The following is a 16,405-nucleotide window of genomic DNA, read 5'->3' as shown; positions in this document are numbered from 1 at the left end:
CCATCGATTTAGAGCTTTATTCTTTGTAAACGAAGCGCATTAAGGACAACTGAAACCGAGCTTAGTGCCATGGCTGCTCCCGCAACCCATGGAGCGAGAAAACCGATAGCTGCAATCGGAATACCAATAACATTATAGGCAAGCGCCCAAAACAGATTTTGCTTAATGTTTAGCATTGTTTTTCGACTCAAGAAGATGGCATCTGGGATACTATTCAAATCACCGCGCATGAGAGTAACATCTGCTGCTTCCATTGCTACATCAGTACCTGTTCCGATCGCCATACCAATATCCGCTGTTGCAAGGGCTGGTGCATCGTTAATTCCATCGCCGACCATTGCAACCTTTTTCCCGGCGGCTTGAAGCTTCTTAACTTCAATGGCTTTGCCCTCTGGCAGAACTTCAGCGAATACATCTGTGATACCCGCCTCATTCGCGATCGCTCTTGAGGTACGTTCATTGTCGCCTGTAATCATTATGACTTGAAGTCCTAAGCTTTGAAGCCTGGAAACCGCCTGTTTGGACGTCTCTTTAATGGTGTCTGCAACAGCAACCATCGCCGCATAAGTTCCATTTACCGCGACAAGCATGGCGGTTTTGCCTTCTACTTCAAGCTGACTCATCCGAGAAAGCGCCGTATCAACATCTACACCATATTTACCCATAAGCTTACGGGTTCCTATCAGCAATTGATTACCTTCAACCACAGCCAGAACTCCATACCCTGGAATCGCTTCGAACGATTCCGTTACCGGCAATGTAATTCCTTGGCCTTGGATCCCTTTTACAATGGCTTCAGCAAGGGGGTGTTCTGAATTGCGCTCAGTGGAGCCAATCCATGCAAGCAGATCTTCACGATTCCATCCTTGCATGACGTCGATATCCGTAAGTTCCGGCTTCCCTTTGGTGACCGTCCCGGTCTTATCGAGCACGATCGTATTAATTCGGTGAGTAGTTTCAAGGTGCTCCCCGCCTTTGAACAATATGCCGAGTTCGGCAGCGCGTCCGGAGCCCGCCATAATCGAGGTAGGTGTTGCAAGACCAAGCGCACAAGGACAGGCAATAACGAGCACGGCTATCGCTTTCTCCAATGCACCTGAGAAATTACCAGTATCTACTCCAAAATACCAGACAAAGAATGCAGCTAATGCAATTCCTACGACAATGGGGACAAAGATACCCGAAATAACATCTGCAATACGCTGGATAGGTGCTTTGGAACCTTGCGCTTCTTCGACGACTTTAATAATTTGGGATAGAGCCGTCTCTTTACCGACTTTGGTTGCCCGAATTTTCAAGACTCCGTTTTTGTTTAGGGCAGCGCCGATCACCGGATCTCCTCCGCGTTTCTCTACGGGGATACTTTCACCTGTAAGCATTGATTCGTCAACGGCTGATACTCCCTCGACGACCTCGCCGTCTACCGGAATTTTCTCCCCCGGTTTCACGAGAATTACATCTCCAACAATAACTTCTTCTATAGGTATACTAATTTCTTGACCTTCTCGAATGACAAGGGCAGTTTTGGCTTGCAATCCCATAAGGGTTTTAATTGCTTCTGAGGAACGTCCTTTGGCCATTGCTTCGAATAATTTACCCATGATGATCAGGGTAATTAGAATTGAGCTCGTTTCATAATACATCTCAACCTGGTGGTGAAGATTTCCGATGGATTGCAAAGTTAAATATAGACTATAGAAGTAAGCTGCCGAAGTACCAAGAGCTACGAGAACGTCCATATTAGCGCTCCGGTTACGCAATGCCTTATAAGCGCCGATGTAGAATGGTTTGCCAATGACAAATTGAACAGGGGTCGCAACGATCAGCTGGAACCAAGGATTCATAAAGAGCTCTGGAACCCAAATCCATGAAGTGAAAGTAAAATGGCCTACCATAGCCCATAAGAGGGGCAAGGACAAAAGAGCGGAAATCAGCAGCTTGCGTTTCTGTTTACAGATTTCGTGCTGCCGGCGATCGCCTGCATCCTTCTGTTCTTCTTTGGGTTTCGCTTTGTAACCAAGCTGTTCTACTTTCTTGATCATATCGGGAATCGTGAGAGTTGAAGGATTGAATTCTACGTGAGCCGTTTCCAAAGCTAAATTTACGGTTGCTTTATGAATTCCAGCCAGCTTACCCAGCCCTTTCTCAATCCGAGTCGCACAAGCCGCACATGTCATACCGCTTATATCAAAATCAACAGATTCTTTCGCAGTGCCATAACCGAGATCTTGAACTTTCTGCTCAAGCTTGCTTAGGTCCACTTTACCAGGATCATAACTGACAGATGCCTGTTCCAAAGTAAAATTCACAGTGGCTTGGGTTACACCGTCAAGCTTGTTTAGCCCTTTCTCAATTCGGTTTGCGCAAGCTGCACAAGTCATTCCCGTAATTTGTAATGTTGTTTGTTCGCTTGGCACGGATTCATTTGTACTCATTGTTATCACCCCTATCCATTATACCCATATAGGGTATAATTAATTTCAAAAAGATGGAGCCATCAACTGATGACTCCGGATGAAGTTATATGACATCGTAACCTTGATCTTCTATTGCCTCTTTGATTGCAGAAGCCGAAACTTTTGTCTCATCATAATCTACAGTTACCGAATTGCTTGCAAGGTCCACTTTGGCAACAGTACCTAGTTTTTTTAATGCACCTTCCACCGAATTCACACAATGCCCGCATGACATTCCCTGTACATTTAAAGTGACATTAGTCATTCTAAATCCCTCCATATTGTTTATTTCATTAATTTGTTTACCGTTATCAGCAACTCTTCGATGACTTCATGATCGCCAGATTGGATTCTATCGACGACACAACTCTTCATATGGCCTTCGAGCAATAACTTGCCCACACTACCTAGTGCAGACTGAGCGGCAGCGATTTGATTTAAGACGTCATCACAATAAGTATCCTTCTCGATAAGTCCCTTGATGCCACGAATTTGGCCTTCAATTCGGTTTAATCTAGAAATAAGATTTGATTTCATTTTATCCGAATGATGGCTCTTTCTTTCACCATCGCTCGAACAACATTCTTCATCATGCATATCATTCGAATTTTCCATCTTATGTCACCTCTTGATTAGATTATAGGATACCCCCATATGGTATGTCAAATACATTTTTATGATGGGAGAAAACCCCATTTTCTATAAGAATTTTGAAAGATCTATTGATGTTCGCAGAGAGACAACGGACTGTATTCAAGCACCTTCGTAGGAGAACGAAACTAATAGTCGTCTCATCATTGTCGCAAAATGAGGCTGTCGATTAATAGTTCATAACTTCGGAAATCTACGGGAGACCACAAAATGTATGCGAAAAATCATACAAATGAGCAGCACACACATCGAACCAGTCGACCTATGCGAAATTTCATACATAAAACGCGATTTGAGCCCGGATTCTGTATATGTATGCGTGAAATCATATACATTCCCAGCATGTGTACGTTCACATTAAAACTGTCCAAAATTAATCGATAGCCTAAAAATGTAACAATGAGAGCGCCTCGTAAGTGGTGTACTCCATAAAGCATGCTATAGCTCACCTAGGAACAGCGAGAAAGTTATGTTCGTAGATTGTGCCGTCGTAGAAAAAAAACCGCTATTCAGCGGCTTTCTTCTTACTTACAGCTTCTTGTCATCAACGCCGCTCAGCCAATTCTCGATGTTCCCCATGACTGATACGACACAGCCGTCTTCGAACGGCGAGATGAGACCGGTCACCTTGACGAGTTCCAGGAATGACTTGCTTCCGCCTTGCTGGCACAATTTCAAATAATCGGCCCAAGCGGCTTTGTAGTCTTCGTTCATCCGCTTCCAGAATTGGAACGCGCAAATTTGGGCTAGAGTATAATCGATGTAATAAAACGGCGAGCGGTAAATATGCTGCTGCTTCTGCCAAAAACCTCCGCGTTCCAGATAGTCATTATTCTCGTATTTGCGGTGCGGCAGGTATTTCTTCTCAATTTTGCGCCATGCCGCTTTGCGCTCGTCCGGCGTCGCTTCTGGATTGTCGTAAATGAAATGCTGGAATTCATCCACCGCAACGCCATACGGAATGAATTGCAGCGAGCTCGCCAGATGATTGAAACGGTATTTATCGGTATCCTCTTTGAAAAACAGTTCCATCCACGGCCAAGTGAAAAACTCCATGCTCATCGAATGGATTTCGCACGCCTCGTAAGTCGGGAACCCGTATTCCGGCACTTCGTAGTGGCGACTCTCAAAAACTTGGAAAGCATGCCCTACTTCGTGCGTCAATACGTCGATGTCTCCCGAGGTACCATTAAAGTTGGAGAAAATGAAAGGAGCTTTGTAATCCGGTAAATAAGTGCAGTACCCGCCGCTCTGCTTGCCTTTCTTGCTGACGAGATCCATCAGCCCGTTATCCTGCATGAAGGTGAAGAATTTGTCGGTTTCCGTAGACAATTCCCGGTACATCTTCGCGCCGTTCTCAACGATCCAATCGGAATCCCCTTTAGGTGTTGCGTTGCCGGTTTTGAAACTGAATCCTTCGTCGTAATATTGCAATTGGTCGACGTCGATCCGGTTGCGTTGACGCTCTTTGAGCCTGGTGGTCACCGGCACCATATATTGAGCCACTTGCTCGCGGAAATTTTGAACCATCTCGGCATTGTAATCCGTACGGTTCATCCTTGCATATCCAAGCTCTACAAAATTAGGGTAGCCCAGTTTCTTGGCGATTTTAGTACGCACTTTGACCAAATCGTCGAAAATACGGTCCAACTGTGGTTCATGCTCCTCCAAGAATTGATATCTGGCGTCCGCTGCCCTGTGCCTCATATCCCTGTCGGTCGACAATTCAAACGGCGTCAACTGAGCCAGCGTCCGTTCTTCTCCTTCGAATGGGATTTTCGCGGACGCGATGAGCTGACTGTACTCCGTGGACAATTTATTCTCTTGCTGCAGATCTTCAATGATTTCAGGGTTGAATGTCTTAAGCGACATTTCTGCTAAGCGGAAAAGTTGCGGGCCCCATTTGGCCTCAAGCTCCTGACGGAATTTCGACTGGGTTAACGCACGATAATAATCCGTTATGTACTCTTGAATGACGGGATTGATTTCGTCGAAATAATCTTGCTCGGCCTTATAAAATTCGTCTTTCGTATCTACGGAATGGCGAATGGAGGCCAGCGTCTCCTGTGTGTTATACTCGTTGCGCAATTGATTGATGGACTCCATCACTTGGTTTTGCTGGGAAACACTTTCAGCTTGATTGAAAGACTCTAGCAGCTCCTTAAAACGTTGTTCAATCTTTTTCACATCCGGACGTTCATACTGATACTCATTAAATTTCATGAATCCAATCATCCTCTCTATTCATCAATACCTTCTATTGCCTACTACTCATCATACCTCAACCGAAATACGGTTTTCCAATATTCATCTAATCAATGACTCTTTCATTCGAATCATTGATTGTATGCCTGAAGCCAACGGCAAAATCGCAAGAATTGTAATCGCTGCTGCTGGGTTCATTAGATCCGCAACAACTCCGGCTAACAAGGCTCCAAACGCATATCCGCTGTCTCTCCAGAAGCGGTATACCCCCATCGCCGATGCTCTCCAAATAGGACCCGCAACGTCACTAATAGTTGCCTGAAGCGTTGGATAAACCATCGCCGTTCCTAAACCTAACACAGCCGCTTCAATCATCCAAGCAGTGTAGTTGTTTGATATCGCAATGGAAAACAAGCCAAACCCTTGTATGATCATACCTAATACGATTAGAGGTTTTCTTCCCCACCTATCGCTCAATGTACCGGTAATCAACTGGAATAGCCCCCATGATATTGGATAAGCGGCAACCACTCCCCCTATTTCCCCTATTGTTAGTCCCTTATCTAACAAGAATAAGGGGAATAATCCCCATGCCACTCCATCTTTTAAATTGGTTGCTAATCCTGAGATACTACAACTGGAAAGAGTTCGATCCTTCCAAGTAACCATCTTTATTACCATGATTGCTGAATGCTCGGTTTGATTAGAACCAGCTCCGTTTTGAAGTTTTAAATGCTTTTCTGTAGACTTCACTGTTAAAGAAAGCAAAAATCCGATTATTGCGAATCCAAGTCCCCATAGAAAGGGTTCCGGACGCAATGAAGATACAGAAGCGATGTAACCTGTTAAGGCTGCTGCCGCAGATAAACCCAAATAACCCGCCGCTTCATTGAGTCCGATCGCATGTCCTCGCTCATTGCTTTTTACCAAGTCGATCTTCATATTTACAGTCATGGACCAAGTCAAGGCTTGATTGATGCCAAGAAAGAGATTGGCAACAATGATAACCCACCAATCATGCGCGACAATGACCAGAATGGGCACGATAAAACCAATACACCAGCCAACCAGCAGTATTTTCTTACGTCCGTACCGCTCTGCAAGCCTTCCGGCAAAATAGTTGACAATCGCTTTCGAAAAGCCAAAGGATACAATAAACGATAATACCGCGCTCGCCGAGGCCAGACCGAAGATTTGCTCTCCAATCAGCGGTAATATGGTTCGTTCCATCCCCACCATGGAACCGACGAACAGATTAACCAAGACAAGTGTCGAAAAGGTAAACAGATTGTTGCGAATACCTAACCGAGTATGTTCATTGCTCATGGTCTATTTGATTGAAAACCAGAGTTATACGCACGAATCTCTAGAAATCCTGCAGGAGGCTCGGGAATATTCGCCGACATGAAAGCGATGAAAAGCTCTCTTTCCGTAATCCGTAGGGCTTTGTTGTTCTTCTTCTCGAATCCGATGGTGGAAGAAGGTTTGCCGCTTAAGCTTCTTCCGCATACCGAACCGGAATACGCTCCGGGATAAACCTCGAGTTCATCCGGCAGATCGAGGATCTTAAGAAACAAGCTTTCGAACAGCTGCGTCGCGCCTGCTTTCACGTCACTCGCAAGTTCAGTTCTGCCTACATCTCCGACCATCAAAGTATGACCCGTAACGATAAACCAGGGATCCTCTCCGCGCGCACGATCCGTTACAACAAGACTAATATGCTCTGGAGTATGGCCCGGCGTATGCAATATCTGAATGACGGTATTTCCGGCTACAATCTTGTCTCCGTCCTCGACTGTTTGAAAAGGAAATGCGGTATTCGCTGATTGATGTAATATATAGGCTGCACCTGTTTTCTCGGCTAACAGCCTTGCTCCCGAAATATGGTCTGCATGAAGATGCGTATCTATCACGTATCGGATATCCATGTTTAGGCGACTTGACTCTTCGATATAGAAATCCACACTTTCTATTACAGGATCGACTACAATACCTTGAGATTGACTGCCGCAACCGAAAAAATAGGATATAGCAACGACCGGATCATGATGCAAGTATTGGCGAAACAACATTTCAAATTCCTCCTTTGGTTGTGAGAGGTATCCGTTGTTTAATTAACGATATAACATTCCGTATCGTTTCCTCTGTCGAATATCTTCCCAGACTAAATCGGACGGCCCCTCTTCCGATCTCTTCAGGTACTTTCATGGCTGCCAGAACTGGAGAAAATGTAGATTTGCCGGTGTGGCAAGCAGAACCTGTCGTTGCCGCGATTTCCGGTAACCGCTGAAGAATTTCCTGGCCACTGTATCCATGAAAGTTGATGTTGAACGTGTTTGGCAATCGATGAATCGGATGTCCGTTTAAGGAAATGGCTTCTTGAAAATGTTTATTGATTTCGGTCCATAACATCTTACCCATTCTCTCGATTTTCCCATCGGCCAGATCTGAAGCGACCAATGCCGCAGCCCTTCCAAGCCCAACAATATAAGGAATATTCTCAGTACCCGCTCGGCGTCCCGATTCATGACCGGCTCCATGGATGAGCGATTCAAGGGCAGTTCCTTTACGGATGTACAAGACCCCAATGCCTTTGGGCGCATAAAACTTATGGCCGGCAATGGATAACAAATCGACTCCTAGTTGATTCACGAGAACGGGTATCTTCCCAATCGTTTGAGCAGCATCCACATGAAAATAAACATCGTATTTACGAGCTATCTGGGAGATCTCAGCGATGGGTTGTACGGATCCTATTTCATTATTCGCATGCATAACCGATATTAGAATGGTTTGGTCGGTAATCGCCTTTTCGACGTCTCTTGGATTAACGAGACCGTATTCATCTACCTCAACATAGGTGATGTTAGCTCCGATCTTTTCTAGGAAACGGCAAGTTTCAAGTACGGAGGGATGTTCGATTTTCGTTGTAATGATATGGTTACCCCGATTTTGTAGAGCGTAATATACTCCTTTTAGCGCGTGGTTATTAGCCTCACTAGCCCCGCTTGTAAACACGAGTTCTTCCGCATCACAACCAATTAATCGGGCAACCCGAGTTCGTGCTTGTTCCGTAGATTCCTTTAAGTTAGCCGAAGCCCAATGTGCAGACGAAGGATTTCCATACCAGTCCGAAAGAAATGGCCGCATCTCTTCTATAACTTCCTGAGCAATCGGAGTGCTTGCGTTGTAATCAAGGTAAATATGATTTAATGAATGTTCCCGAAATGTTGTTTCCACTCATGAACCCCCTCCTCTATACGGAAAGCCGAGAATCCTTTGTTCCGAAGTTCCGAGACAGCTTGTGCGGCATAAACACAATAAGGACCGCGACAATAGGCTACGATTTCACGGTCTGCGGGGAGATTGTTTAAGTGTGCCGCCAACTCGTCAATGGGAATAGAGAGCGCGCCTGGGATATGATCGGAATTGTATTCTTCCGTAGGTCGAACATCGAGCAATACGATCTCTCCCCCATTCTGTTTGGTCATGACCTCTTCTAGGGTAAGTGTATGGCAGCCTTTCGTACCGTTCATAAAATCCTCTTTCAATCTTTTAATGTCCGTTAACTGTTGTTCCCCGACTTCCCATAAAGCTAGCAGAAATGTGATAACTGACGGATCCGCCACCTCGTAAAAGACAAATGTACCTTTCTTACGCGATTTCACAAGCCGAGCCTCAGACAGAACCTGTAAATGATGGGATACGTTCGCGATCGGCATATCTGTGCTCTGGGCCAATTTCTCCACGGATTTGGGACCCTGAGACAATAAATTCAGCAGTTCAAGGCGTTTCTCGCTCGATAATGATTTGCCGATTCGGGAGAACTGTTTGTATATGCCGTCTTTAAAAAGTCTTCCTTTAGTTATATTCATCTCTGTCACCCACTATTCAAATGTTTATTTGAATATTAAAACATCGACGAGGGTCTGTCAATCATTAGTAAAAGAAAAAAAGCCAACCGCATGTCAGCAGTCAGCCCCTCAACTCAGTTTCAAGTGATTATCGATTAAATTTTAGATCTTATTTGGAGCCGCCCAGACCAAATGAACCGCGCCAAACATATAATGTTCCATTTTGTTAATGTGCAAATTGGATAGTTGAAGGATCTGAAGCATATCGCGTTTTAAGTGGCAGCCAACAGCTTTCTTAAATAATGGATCAACGATCTTTTGGAGCTGACCGATGATTCTGTTAGAGCTAATCCCGTGTTCCAATAAAAGAATCTGGCCATCACGCTTGCACCACTTTTGAAAAGCACCCAATACACTGTAAGGATCTTCATATCCGCAGAACGATAATGTGGATACAATGGTGTCAAATGAATCGTCCGGAAACGAAAGCGATTCAACATCAGATTGAATGAATTCTGCTTGAACACCAGTTTCTGCGGCAGCTTGTTTGGCTTTGTTCAACATTTCCAGACTGAAGTCAACCGCAGTCACTTGAACATCTTGGGGGTAAAAATGAAAATTGGCTCCCGCGCCGACAGATACTTCGAGCACCCGGCCTTTTGCGCAACTGATCAATTTTTCACGCCATTCTTGTTGCGTTTTCCTTTTTCTTCTAACCTCGTAAAATCTAGCTTGCCTATCAAACTTTCGAATTAACTTTTCTTTGCTCATCTCATTTCCTCCTGCGAATCAGGGTTTGAACATTCGTAAAATAAGATCCGTATGAAGAATCGGTTGTATTGTTTTATTCTGTACCTGCTGCATGGCAATACCTTGGATCATAGCAAAGTAGGCAACAGCAAGCATTACAGGGTTTTCCTGCACAAATTGACCTGCTTGTTGCCCAGCTTTGATGATTGGGATGAGACTCTCCATTGCTGTGGGAGAAGTGCAGCTTACCATCCTTTTTACTTCATCTGGCACCGCTTCTGATGTAAATGCCTGAATGATAATGAGGTAATAGTAAGCACCGTGATTCGCAAGTCCCTTTAGAATGGTTTCTGTTAGCCACTTTAATTGCTCATACGGTGACACTTCTTGCCCTGCAGCATAATCCACAACTTTTACAGATCCATCCAAAGCCATTTCAACGAGTTTCGTGAAAATTTCATCCTTCGTACCCAGATAATGATAGACCAAGCCATAGCTCGATCCAGCTTCAATTGCAATATCATTGATTTTGGTAGCGGCTAATCCCTTTCGGGCAAATACTTTAAGCGCAGTACGCAGGAGCTGCTCCTTTCGCTCATCCCTGATTTTTTTATTTTGTTCTTCTTTTCGCGGAGACATAGGTAATTTCCTTTCGGATGCATTATCTTATCAGCACTTCCTGTTGTTGTCATTCGATTAATCTACCGTCACGCATTCTGACAACCTTACTTATTTTATCGGTCCACTCTGTATTATGGGTTACCATCACGATAGTATTTCCATCTCTATTCAACTTCAAGAGGAGATCCATAATCATTTCACCATTTTCGCTATCCAGGTTTCCAGTCGGCTCATCCGCCAAGATTAGATCCGGATCGTTCCCGAGTGACCGCGCAATAGCAACTCTCTGTCTTTGTCCCCCCGAGAGCTCAGAAGGCAAGTGCTTCGATCTGTTGCTTAATTGAACCTGCTCCAATAGCTGATAAGCCTTATGATTCGCTGCCTTTGAGCTTATTCCTGCAAACTTCATCGGTAATGCGACATTTTCCATTGCATTTAACGAAGGAATAAGGTTAAACGTTTGAAAAATAAATCCGATTTGCCTTAATCGATGTTCGGCCAATTGCCTCTGGTTGAAATCTCCGAGACTCTGGTCATTGAATGTAATGTCACCTTTAGAAGGAACATTCCGCCATGATGATGCCGATAATCTTGCGTTTAGTTGCGCCTATCGCTTTTAAGGTGCCGATTTCTTTTCGCCTTTCGAATATAGCCATGACCATCACGATCGTGACGACAACTATAGCGATGACAATCGCCGTACTGTTGATCATTGTAAAAAAAGAACGAGTGGATTGGAGCAATTTTTCTGCATTTATGGCAAGCTCTTCAGAGGTGGAAACACGCAACTTTGGGTGGATTGCACTGATTTGTTCACCTATCGATTTCGCTTCATCAGCCTTGATGGCAGTTACCACGATCGCGCTGATTAGGCTTGGACGGGCAAAGATTTCTTGCGAGGTTTGCAGGGGAATCAGGATAGAGCCGTCAATGAGCCAATCGGCATCCTCGACAATTCCTGTAACCGTGAGCTTATAATCCCTTAAACTAATATTATCGCCAATTTGTACCCCATAATGTTCAGCTGCCTTCAAACCCAATATCGCGTTATTAGTGCTTTCAAGCCTGCTATCCCCTCTTACATCAACATTTCCTAAATAGACATTTTCTTTTCCGGGTTCAATACCGACTGCCAGAACACTTGGCGGCATACCCGGTCCTGGTGCGGGTACGAGGGTTTGAAACAATAATTTGCTGCTTAGGGAAGGATCAATGCCCTGAAATTCAAAGATCTGGTCCACTGAAGTTTCCGCAATTACGGTATTCAATGGCGGGTAACCAAGGGTTTCGGTTTTATCCTCTACGACGATTCGCCCTGCCATCCCTGAAATCTGTCTTTGGGTCTCTTGGTCGAAATAACCCATGATGTTGGACATCATGACATAAAGCTGAATTGCCGCAAGAATTCCGAAAATGGTCAGCAAGGACCGGGTTATTCTGAACTTCAGATTCTTGAATGCCAACTGCCACATCATACTCACCTCTTTTTTTGATTGATACTTTTGTCAATTTAAAATAAACCAGTTTCCTCGTTTTGTCAATATACGTTGCCTGAGGCGAGCTTCATTATAGTATCAATTGATAGCTTTAAGGGGAAAATAACGGTTATCCTGTATAAAGAAAGGCAAAAAAATATGCGTATTACCGAAAAAATCACAGCTACCCAAATAGGCTTATTAATATTTACTTTTATCGTTTCCACACTCATCCTATCGGTGCCTGGTGTGATGGTTGCATACGCCAAGCAAGATGCCTGGTTATCGATATTTCCCGCTTCCATAACAGGATTTATCAGTATTTGGGTAATGACGTCTCTAGCAAGCCGTTATCCGGGAATGACTATTATGGATTACAGTTCTGAAATCGTCGGAAAATGGCTGGGTAAATTAATCGGTTTTTATTTTACCTATTATTTGTTTTTCTTCATTTCAAGTACGGTTAACGAGCATGCCGGTTTTATAACCACGGTCCTTTTGCCTAGAACGCCGGCGTTAATCGGGATTATAACCATATTGATCCTATGCGCTCTTGCTGTTTTCTCCGGAATTGAGGTCATCGGAAGATGTAATGAGTTTCTTACCCCCATTATCATCATTTTCTTGATTCCGCTCTTTATTCTGTCGTTTACGGATGCAGATCCCGAGCAGCTGAAGCCTGTTCTGGGAGAAGGAATACGGCCTGTCTTGCAAGGTGCTGTGGTCCCTTCCGCCTGGATGAGCCAATTCTTCTTTCTGGGATGGCTTCTTCCTTTTTTGAATAAACCGGAAAAAGCGCGTAAGGTCTCGCTGATTGCTCTCGGCAGTATTATTGTTCTCTTTGTACTCATAGATTTGATAGCTGTTATGGTATTCGGTCCGATAACGGGCAGATTGAACTTCTCGTTCCTTAGAGTTATTGAATACATTGGCATCGTAGGATCTTTGGAACGTATGGAGGCATTGGCCGTCTCGGTATGGATTATGGGCATCTACGTGAAGGTATCGGTACTGCTGTTTATGTTCTGTCTTAGCGTTAGCCAGCTTTTTAACCTTAAAAGTTACCGTAATATCATCTCTCCGGTAACCCTCTTGTCAGTCGTTGGATCGGTTTGGATTTTTGAAAATGCGGCCGAATTTCAAAATTGGATTATACATTCCTATCCGATTTTGGCTTTTGTTACTCAAAGCTTTCTGCCATTGGCGCTTCTTACTATAGATACCATAAAAAGAAGATCACTACTTTAAAATCATTTTCCCAATGGGTTGAAAAACGATTTCATAAGGAACAACCAGGCTTGGGATGTCAATACCTGCAAGGAACAGGGAGCCGAGGACAGCGCACACGGCCATTAAGCCGACGTATAACGCGGCTTCTTTTGATTGTCGATTTTGCAAAAATAACTTTGTCTGCACAAATGACAAGACGATTATGCCAACCACGTACACGATAATTTGTGCTATCATTCCATCTCGATCTCCTTTTCCTTTAATAACAGAGGCGGACCTGCCATCCCCGAGGATTCTATGGAAAGCTCCACCGTAATCGAAAAGTCTGCATCAGGGAACTGTTTATCCCACTGCTCCTTCACCATTTTCCACTGTTTAGGCTGTTCGCGATAAATGGTTTGACCGAAGCCGACAACATCCACTTTGTATTTCTTTTGGACTTTGGCTAATACTTCCCTGACTTCCTCTTCAACTGTTGACTCTAATGCTTTCTGTACACGCTTGAGGATCTTTAGTTGGCCAACATCCAGGTTGGTGTTATTCTCTTGCAGGGTTCCGTTTCCCTGCAGCCGGATATGGAATGCGACTTTTCTGCCTTTTATTATTGGTGTGATCGTTCTCTTAGTACCGGTTATGAGCATCCCTACATTTCCCTTGCCTTCTGGCAGAGTGGCACTGATTCTTCCAACCTTCATCTTATCCGTTAACCACATTAATCCGCGGGATTCTTTATTGCTCAAGAAACCGACCATCTTATAATCTTTAAGCACCGCCGTTCCTGCCAGCCGAAAGATTTGGTCTTTCCTTTCACTCATTCCTTTGGACGGAATCGTTGGTTCTATAACTCCTATGACTGGGTTAATGCCTTCACTGGTCGCAGCCATAAACAAATCTCGCATTGTAACCCCCAGTCCAACCCTGGATACTTCCAATTCCCTTGCCGCTTCGGCAGACGCCAGTTCAAAGGGATAATGGATATCTAACATTTCCCTTCCTTCTGTTCCCTTTGCAACCATAATAAATGTTCTTAATCGACTGCGTGGATCGCGGCTGAAGTGATCCAGTACATCTTTAATTCCACGCTTAGCAAGCGGCTCCCCAATAAAGACTACACTGCGATGGGCATAAAATAATCTGCGGGATAATCGATCCTGTAGATTTCGGATCACCTCGCTTGAATTTTTTCCAGTAGCCGATAATACGAAAAAGTTTTGATGCTCGCCGCCTCCCCCCGCATTGCCTTCTTCCGACGGAGGAATTGCGATTTGAACAGTTCCCAATATTTTTCCATCTTCCGTCAAGTCCATGGCTGTTCCCATCACAAATGCAATATCGTTGATTTCAGTACGGTCCCAACAACCGGTTGAGATCAATAATATGAACAATAAACCGATGTACAGAAATGGTTTCATCCCCTATGTCCTTTCCCCTGCCGTTATTTCCCCTTAACGTTATTTCCCCTGACCCGGACCTGGCTTCTGTCCTTTCGGTATGCGTACAGGATTATTAGATCCTGTAGACTCGGGACGCAGATTTCTATTCCATATAGGTTGGCTGATCAATACATCCTTTAAGCCTTGAAATGAAAGCGGGGCAATCGGTGAAAAATAGGGGACGCCGAACGAGCGAAGGGAAGTGACATGCAACAGGATACCCAGAAAACCAAGCACTATTCCATATAGTCCCAACGTACCTGCCAATAAAATCATCGGAAAGCGCAGAAATTGGATTCCATATGAGAAATTGAACCTTGGAATTGTAAAAGAAGCAATTCCAGTGGTCGCTACAATGATGACAACAGGGGCTGAGATAATTCCCGCCTCTACAGCCGCTTGTCCGATTACTAACGCTCCCACGATGCTAACCGCTTGACCTACCTGTCTGGGCATTCGAACCCCAGCTTCACGCAACGCTTCAAACATGACCTCCATTAGCAGAGCTTCGATCAAGGCCGGGAACGGTACGGCTTCCCTGGCAGCCGCAATGCTAAGCATCAGGTTGGTCGGAATCATTTCCTGATGGTAGGTCGTAACGGCAACATACAAGGAAGGGGCAAAAATGGAAATGAAAATGAAGAGGAAACGAATCCACCGAACAAAAGTTGCGATAAGCGAGCGATTATAATAATCCTCGCTTGCATGTAGCGCAGACCAGAATGTCATTGGAACTAGAAGTACAAAGGGAGTAGTATCAACCAGAATGGCTACTTTTCCTTCCAGCAATCCTGCAGCAATGACATCCGGCCGCTCCGAACTGTTCACTTGCGGAAAGGGAGAGTACGGATAATCCTCGATAAATCCCTCGATATAGCCCGACTCGAGGACCCCGTCAACCTGAATTCTGGATAACCTCTTTCGAACTTCATCAACTAAAGAATCGGTAACAATGCCATTCAAATAAGAGATGACTACTCTCGTTTGTGAAAATTGTCCAATTGTAAGGGATTCCGTCTTCAGACGGGAGGTTTTCAGTCTGCTTCGCAGCAGTCCGATATTCGTTGTTATATTCTCGATAAATCCGTCTCTCGGACCGCGAACAACGAGCTCGGAAGGAGGCTCCTCAGGATTTCGTTGCGCTCTGTCGCTAACCGCAACAGTTAGCGCAAGGGCATCCCCCGCTGACATAATGGCGACTTGACCCCCTAACATATTACGTACAATGTCGGCCACCTTGGATGACTTATCCAACAACCCGACGGAGACTAGCCGATCGTCGATGATTTCTATGTTCGCAGGTACAAAACCATCATGTGATAAATTATTGGATATCAATGGTTTCAGAACATATTCATCGAGATGCTTCTCGTCAACCAAACTTTCTATGTATACGATAAGCCATTGAATTTGACCGGAATGTTGAATTTTACGGTATACCATGTCGGAACAGTTCTGAAAAATCCGTTTTAAAATCATCTCATTTTGTTCGATATCCGAAGTCAATTGGCCGTTCTCTTCGTCAGCTAACGGAAGATCCATCGTATTTTTATGTCCATTTCTTTTCGCTGTCCATTTCTTAAACCTTTTCACTAAATTATTCCTCCCGGGAAACAGACAATAGATTAATATATTATTGCATTAATTAGATAATCTATTCTTCGCTTGTTAAGGGGAAAGTCCATCTCTCTTCACCTCTTCGACAAAAAAAAGCCTGCGATTATCGCAGA

The 16,405-nt window shown here is 44.4% G+C and carries 16 protein-coding genes; 1 reads left to right on the top strand and 15 read right to left on the bottom strand.

Going from position 1 to position 16,405, the window contains the following annotated elements; genetic code table 11:
• Positions 1–8 precede the first annotated feature (8 nt).
• The 12 genes from ACESLK_RS07780 to ACESLK_RS07725 form a co-directional block, all read right to left on the bottom strand.
• Entirely contained in the window at positions 9–2,435 is a 2,427-nt protein-coding gene (locus ACESLK_RS07780) for a heavy metal translocating P-type ATPase (RefSeq protein WP_373228633.1), read from the bottom strand.
• 85 nt (positions 2,436–2,520) lie between these two features.
• Positions 2,521–2,721, bottom strand: coding sequence for a copper chaperone CopZ (gene copZ, locus ACESLK_RS07775; protein WP_373228632.1), 201 nt, complete (start codon positions 2,719–2,721; stop codon positions 2,521–2,523).
• A 20-nt stretch (positions 2,722–2,741) separates the two neighbouring features.
• Positions 2,742–3,071 carry a metal-sensitive transcriptional regulator gene (locus ACESLK_RS07770; RefSeq protein ID WP_373228631.1) on the bottom strand — a complete coding sequence of 110 codons (330 nt, stop codon included), beginning with the start codon at positions 3,069–3,071 and terminating at the stop codon, positions 2,742–2,744.
• A 564-nt stretch (positions 3,072–3,635) separates the two neighbouring features.
• Positions 3,636–5,330, bottom strand: a complete 1,695-nt coding sequence (locus ACESLK_RS07765; RefSeq protein ID WP_373228630.1) for a M3 family oligoendopeptidase — start codon at positions 5,328–5,330, stop codon at positions 3,636–3,638.
• An 84-nt stretch (positions 5,331–5,414) separates the two neighbouring features.
• Entirely contained in the window at positions 5,415–6,638 is a 1,224-nt protein-coding gene (locus tag ACESLK_RS07760) for an MFS transporter (RefSeq protein ID WP_373228628.1), read from the bottom strand.
• Positions 6,635–7,384 (bottom strand): MBL fold metallo-hydrolase, encoded by a 750-nt coding sequence (locus ACESLK_RS07755; protein ID WP_373228627.1) that lies wholly within the window; start codon positions 7,382–7,384, stop codon positions 6,635–6,637. Before ACESLK_RS07755 ends, ACESLK_RS07760 begins: the two co-directional genes overlap by 4 nt.
• Position 7,385: 1 nt before the next feature.
• Complete coding sequence (locus tag ACESLK_RS07750) at positions 7,386–8,552, bottom strand: cysteine desulfurase family protein (RefSeq protein ID WP_373228626.1); 1,167 nt, start codon at positions 8,550–8,552, stop codon at positions 7,386–7,388.
• Positions 8,522–9,187, bottom strand: a complete 666-nt coding sequence (locus ACESLK_RS07745; RefSeq protein ID WP_373228625.1) for a metalloregulator ArsR/SmtB family transcription factor — start codon at positions 9,185–9,187, stop codon at positions 8,522–8,524. Before ACESLK_RS07745 ends, ACESLK_RS07750 begins: the two co-directional genes overlap by 31 nt.
• 141 nt (positions 9,188–9,328) lie before the next feature.
• On the bottom strand, positions 9,329–9,937 hold the full coding sequence (locus tag ACESLK_RS07740; protein WP_373228623.1) for a class I SAM-dependent methyltransferase: 609 nt from the start codon (positions 9,935–9,937) through the stop codon (positions 9,329–9,331).
• Positions 9,938–9,955: 18 nt separating this feature from the next.
• Complete coding sequence (locus tag ACESLK_RS07735; RefSeq protein ID WP_373228622.1) at positions 9,956–10,555, bottom strand: TetR/AcrR family transcriptional regulator; 600 nt, start codon at positions 10,553–10,555, stop codon at positions 9,956–9,958.
• A gap of 49 nt (positions 10,556–10,604) precedes the next feature.
• Positions 10,605–11,039 (bottom strand): ABC transporter ATP-binding protein, encoded by a 435-nt coding sequence (locus ACESLK_RS07730; protein WP_373228621.1) that lies wholly within the window; start codon positions 11,037–11,039, stop codon positions 10,605–10,607.
• Positions 11,040–11,091: 52 nt separating this feature from the next.
• Entirely contained in the window at positions 11,092–12,012 is a 921-nt protein-coding gene (locus tag ACESLK_RS07725) for an ABC transporter permease (protein WP_373228756.1), read from the bottom strand.
• A 159-nt stretch (positions 12,013–12,171) separates the two neighbouring features.
• Here ACESLK_RS07725 and ACESLK_RS07720 point away from each other — a divergent pair, with 159 nt between their 5' ends.
• A complete protein-coding gene (locus ACESLK_RS07720; RefSeq protein WP_373228620.1) occupies positions 12,172–13,260 on the top strand; it encodes a GerAB/ArcD/ProY family transporter in 1,089 nt (362 codons plus the stop codon).
• Here ACESLK_RS07720 and ACESLK_RS07715 read toward each other — a convergent pair.
• From ACESLK_RS07715 to ACESLK_RS07705, 3 genes are read right to left on the bottom strand one after another with little or no spacing between them, the layout of a single operon-like run.
• Positions 13,252–13,479, bottom strand: coding sequence for a hypothetical protein (locus ACESLK_RS07715; RefSeq protein ID WP_373228619.1), 228 nt, complete (start codon positions 13,477–13,479; stop codon positions 13,252–13,254). The genes ACESLK_RS07720 and ACESLK_RS07715 overlap by 9 nt on opposite strands.
• Entirely contained in the window at positions 13,476–14,654 is a 1,179-nt protein-coding gene (locus tag ACESLK_RS07710; protein WP_373228617.1) for a Ger(x)C family spore germination protein, read from the bottom strand. Before ACESLK_RS07710 ends, ACESLK_RS07715 begins: the two co-directional genes overlap by 4 nt.
• A 39-nt stretch (positions 14,655–14,693) precedes the next feature.
• Positions 14,694–16,217, bottom strand: coding sequence for a spore germination protein (locus ACESLK_RS07705; RefSeq protein WP_373228755.1), 1,524 nt, complete (start codon positions 16,215–16,217; stop codon positions 14,694–14,696).
• Between the last annotated feature and the right edge of the window lie 188 nt (positions 16,218–16,405).

The organism is Cohnella sp., assembly GCF_041640265.1.
In the GTDB taxonomy this organism is placed as follows: domain Bacteria; phylum Bacillota; class Bacilli; order Paenibacillales; family Paenibacillaceae; genus Cohnella.
The sequence above is the reverse complement of the archived record's forward strand: the minus strand, read 5'-3'. Positions and strand labels throughout refer to the sequence as shown.

Coding starts and splice junctions, on each gene's coding strand:
- ACESLK_RS07780 (WP_373228633.1), bottom strand. CDS start 2,435: ATGAGTACAAATGAATCCGTGCCAAGCGAACAAACAACATTACAAATT.
- ACESLK_RS07760 (WP_373228628.1), bottom strand. CDS start 6,638: ATGAGCAATGAACATACTCGGTTAGGTATTCGCAACAATCTGTTTACC.
- ACESLK_RS07740 (WP_373228623.1), bottom strand. CDS start 9,937: ATGAGCAAAGAAAAGTTAATTCGAAAGTTTGATAGGCAAGCTAGATTT.
- ACESLK_RS07755 (WP_373228627.1), bottom strand. CDS start 7,384: ATGTTGTTTCGCCAATACTTGCATCATGATCCGGTCGTTGCTATATCC.
- ACESLK_RS07765 (WP_373228630.1), bottom strand. CDS start 5,330: ATGAAATTTAATGAGTATCAGTATGAACGTCCGGATGTGAAAAAGATT.
- ACESLK_RS07720 (WP_373228620.1), top strand. CDS start 12,172: ATGCGTATTACCGAAAAAATCACAGCTACCCAAATAGGCTTATTAATA.
- ACESLK_RS07710 (WP_373228617.1), bottom strand. CDS start 14,654: ATGAAACCATTTCTGTACATCGGTTTATTGTTCATATTATTGATCTCA.
- ACESLK_RS07770 (WP_373228631.1), bottom strand. CDS start 3,071: ATGGAAAATTCGAATGATATGCATGATGAAGAATGTTGTTCGAGCGAT.
- ACESLK_RS07735 (WP_373228622.1), bottom strand. CDS start 10,555: ATGTCTCCGCGAAAAGAAGAACAAAATAAAAAAATCAGGGATGAGCGA.
- ACESLK_RS07705 (WP_373228755.1), bottom strand. CDS start 16,217: ATGGATCTTCCGTTAGCTGACGAAGAGAACGGCCAATTGACTTCGGAT.
- ACESLK_RS07725 (WP_373228756.1), bottom strand. CDS start 12,012: ATGATGTGGCAGTTGGCATTCAAGAATCTGAAGTTCAGAATAACCCGG.
- ACESLK_RS07745 (WP_373228625.1), bottom strand. CDS start 9,187: ATGAATATAACTAAAGGAAGACTTTTTAAAGACGGCATATACAAACAG.
- copZ (WP_373228632.1), bottom strand. CDS start 2,721: ATGACTAATGTCACTTTAAATGTACAGGGAATGTCATGCGGGCATTGT.
- ACESLK_RS07715 (WP_373228619.1), bottom strand. CDS start 13,479: ATGATAGCACAAATTATCGTGTACGTGGTTGGCATAATCGTCTTGTCA.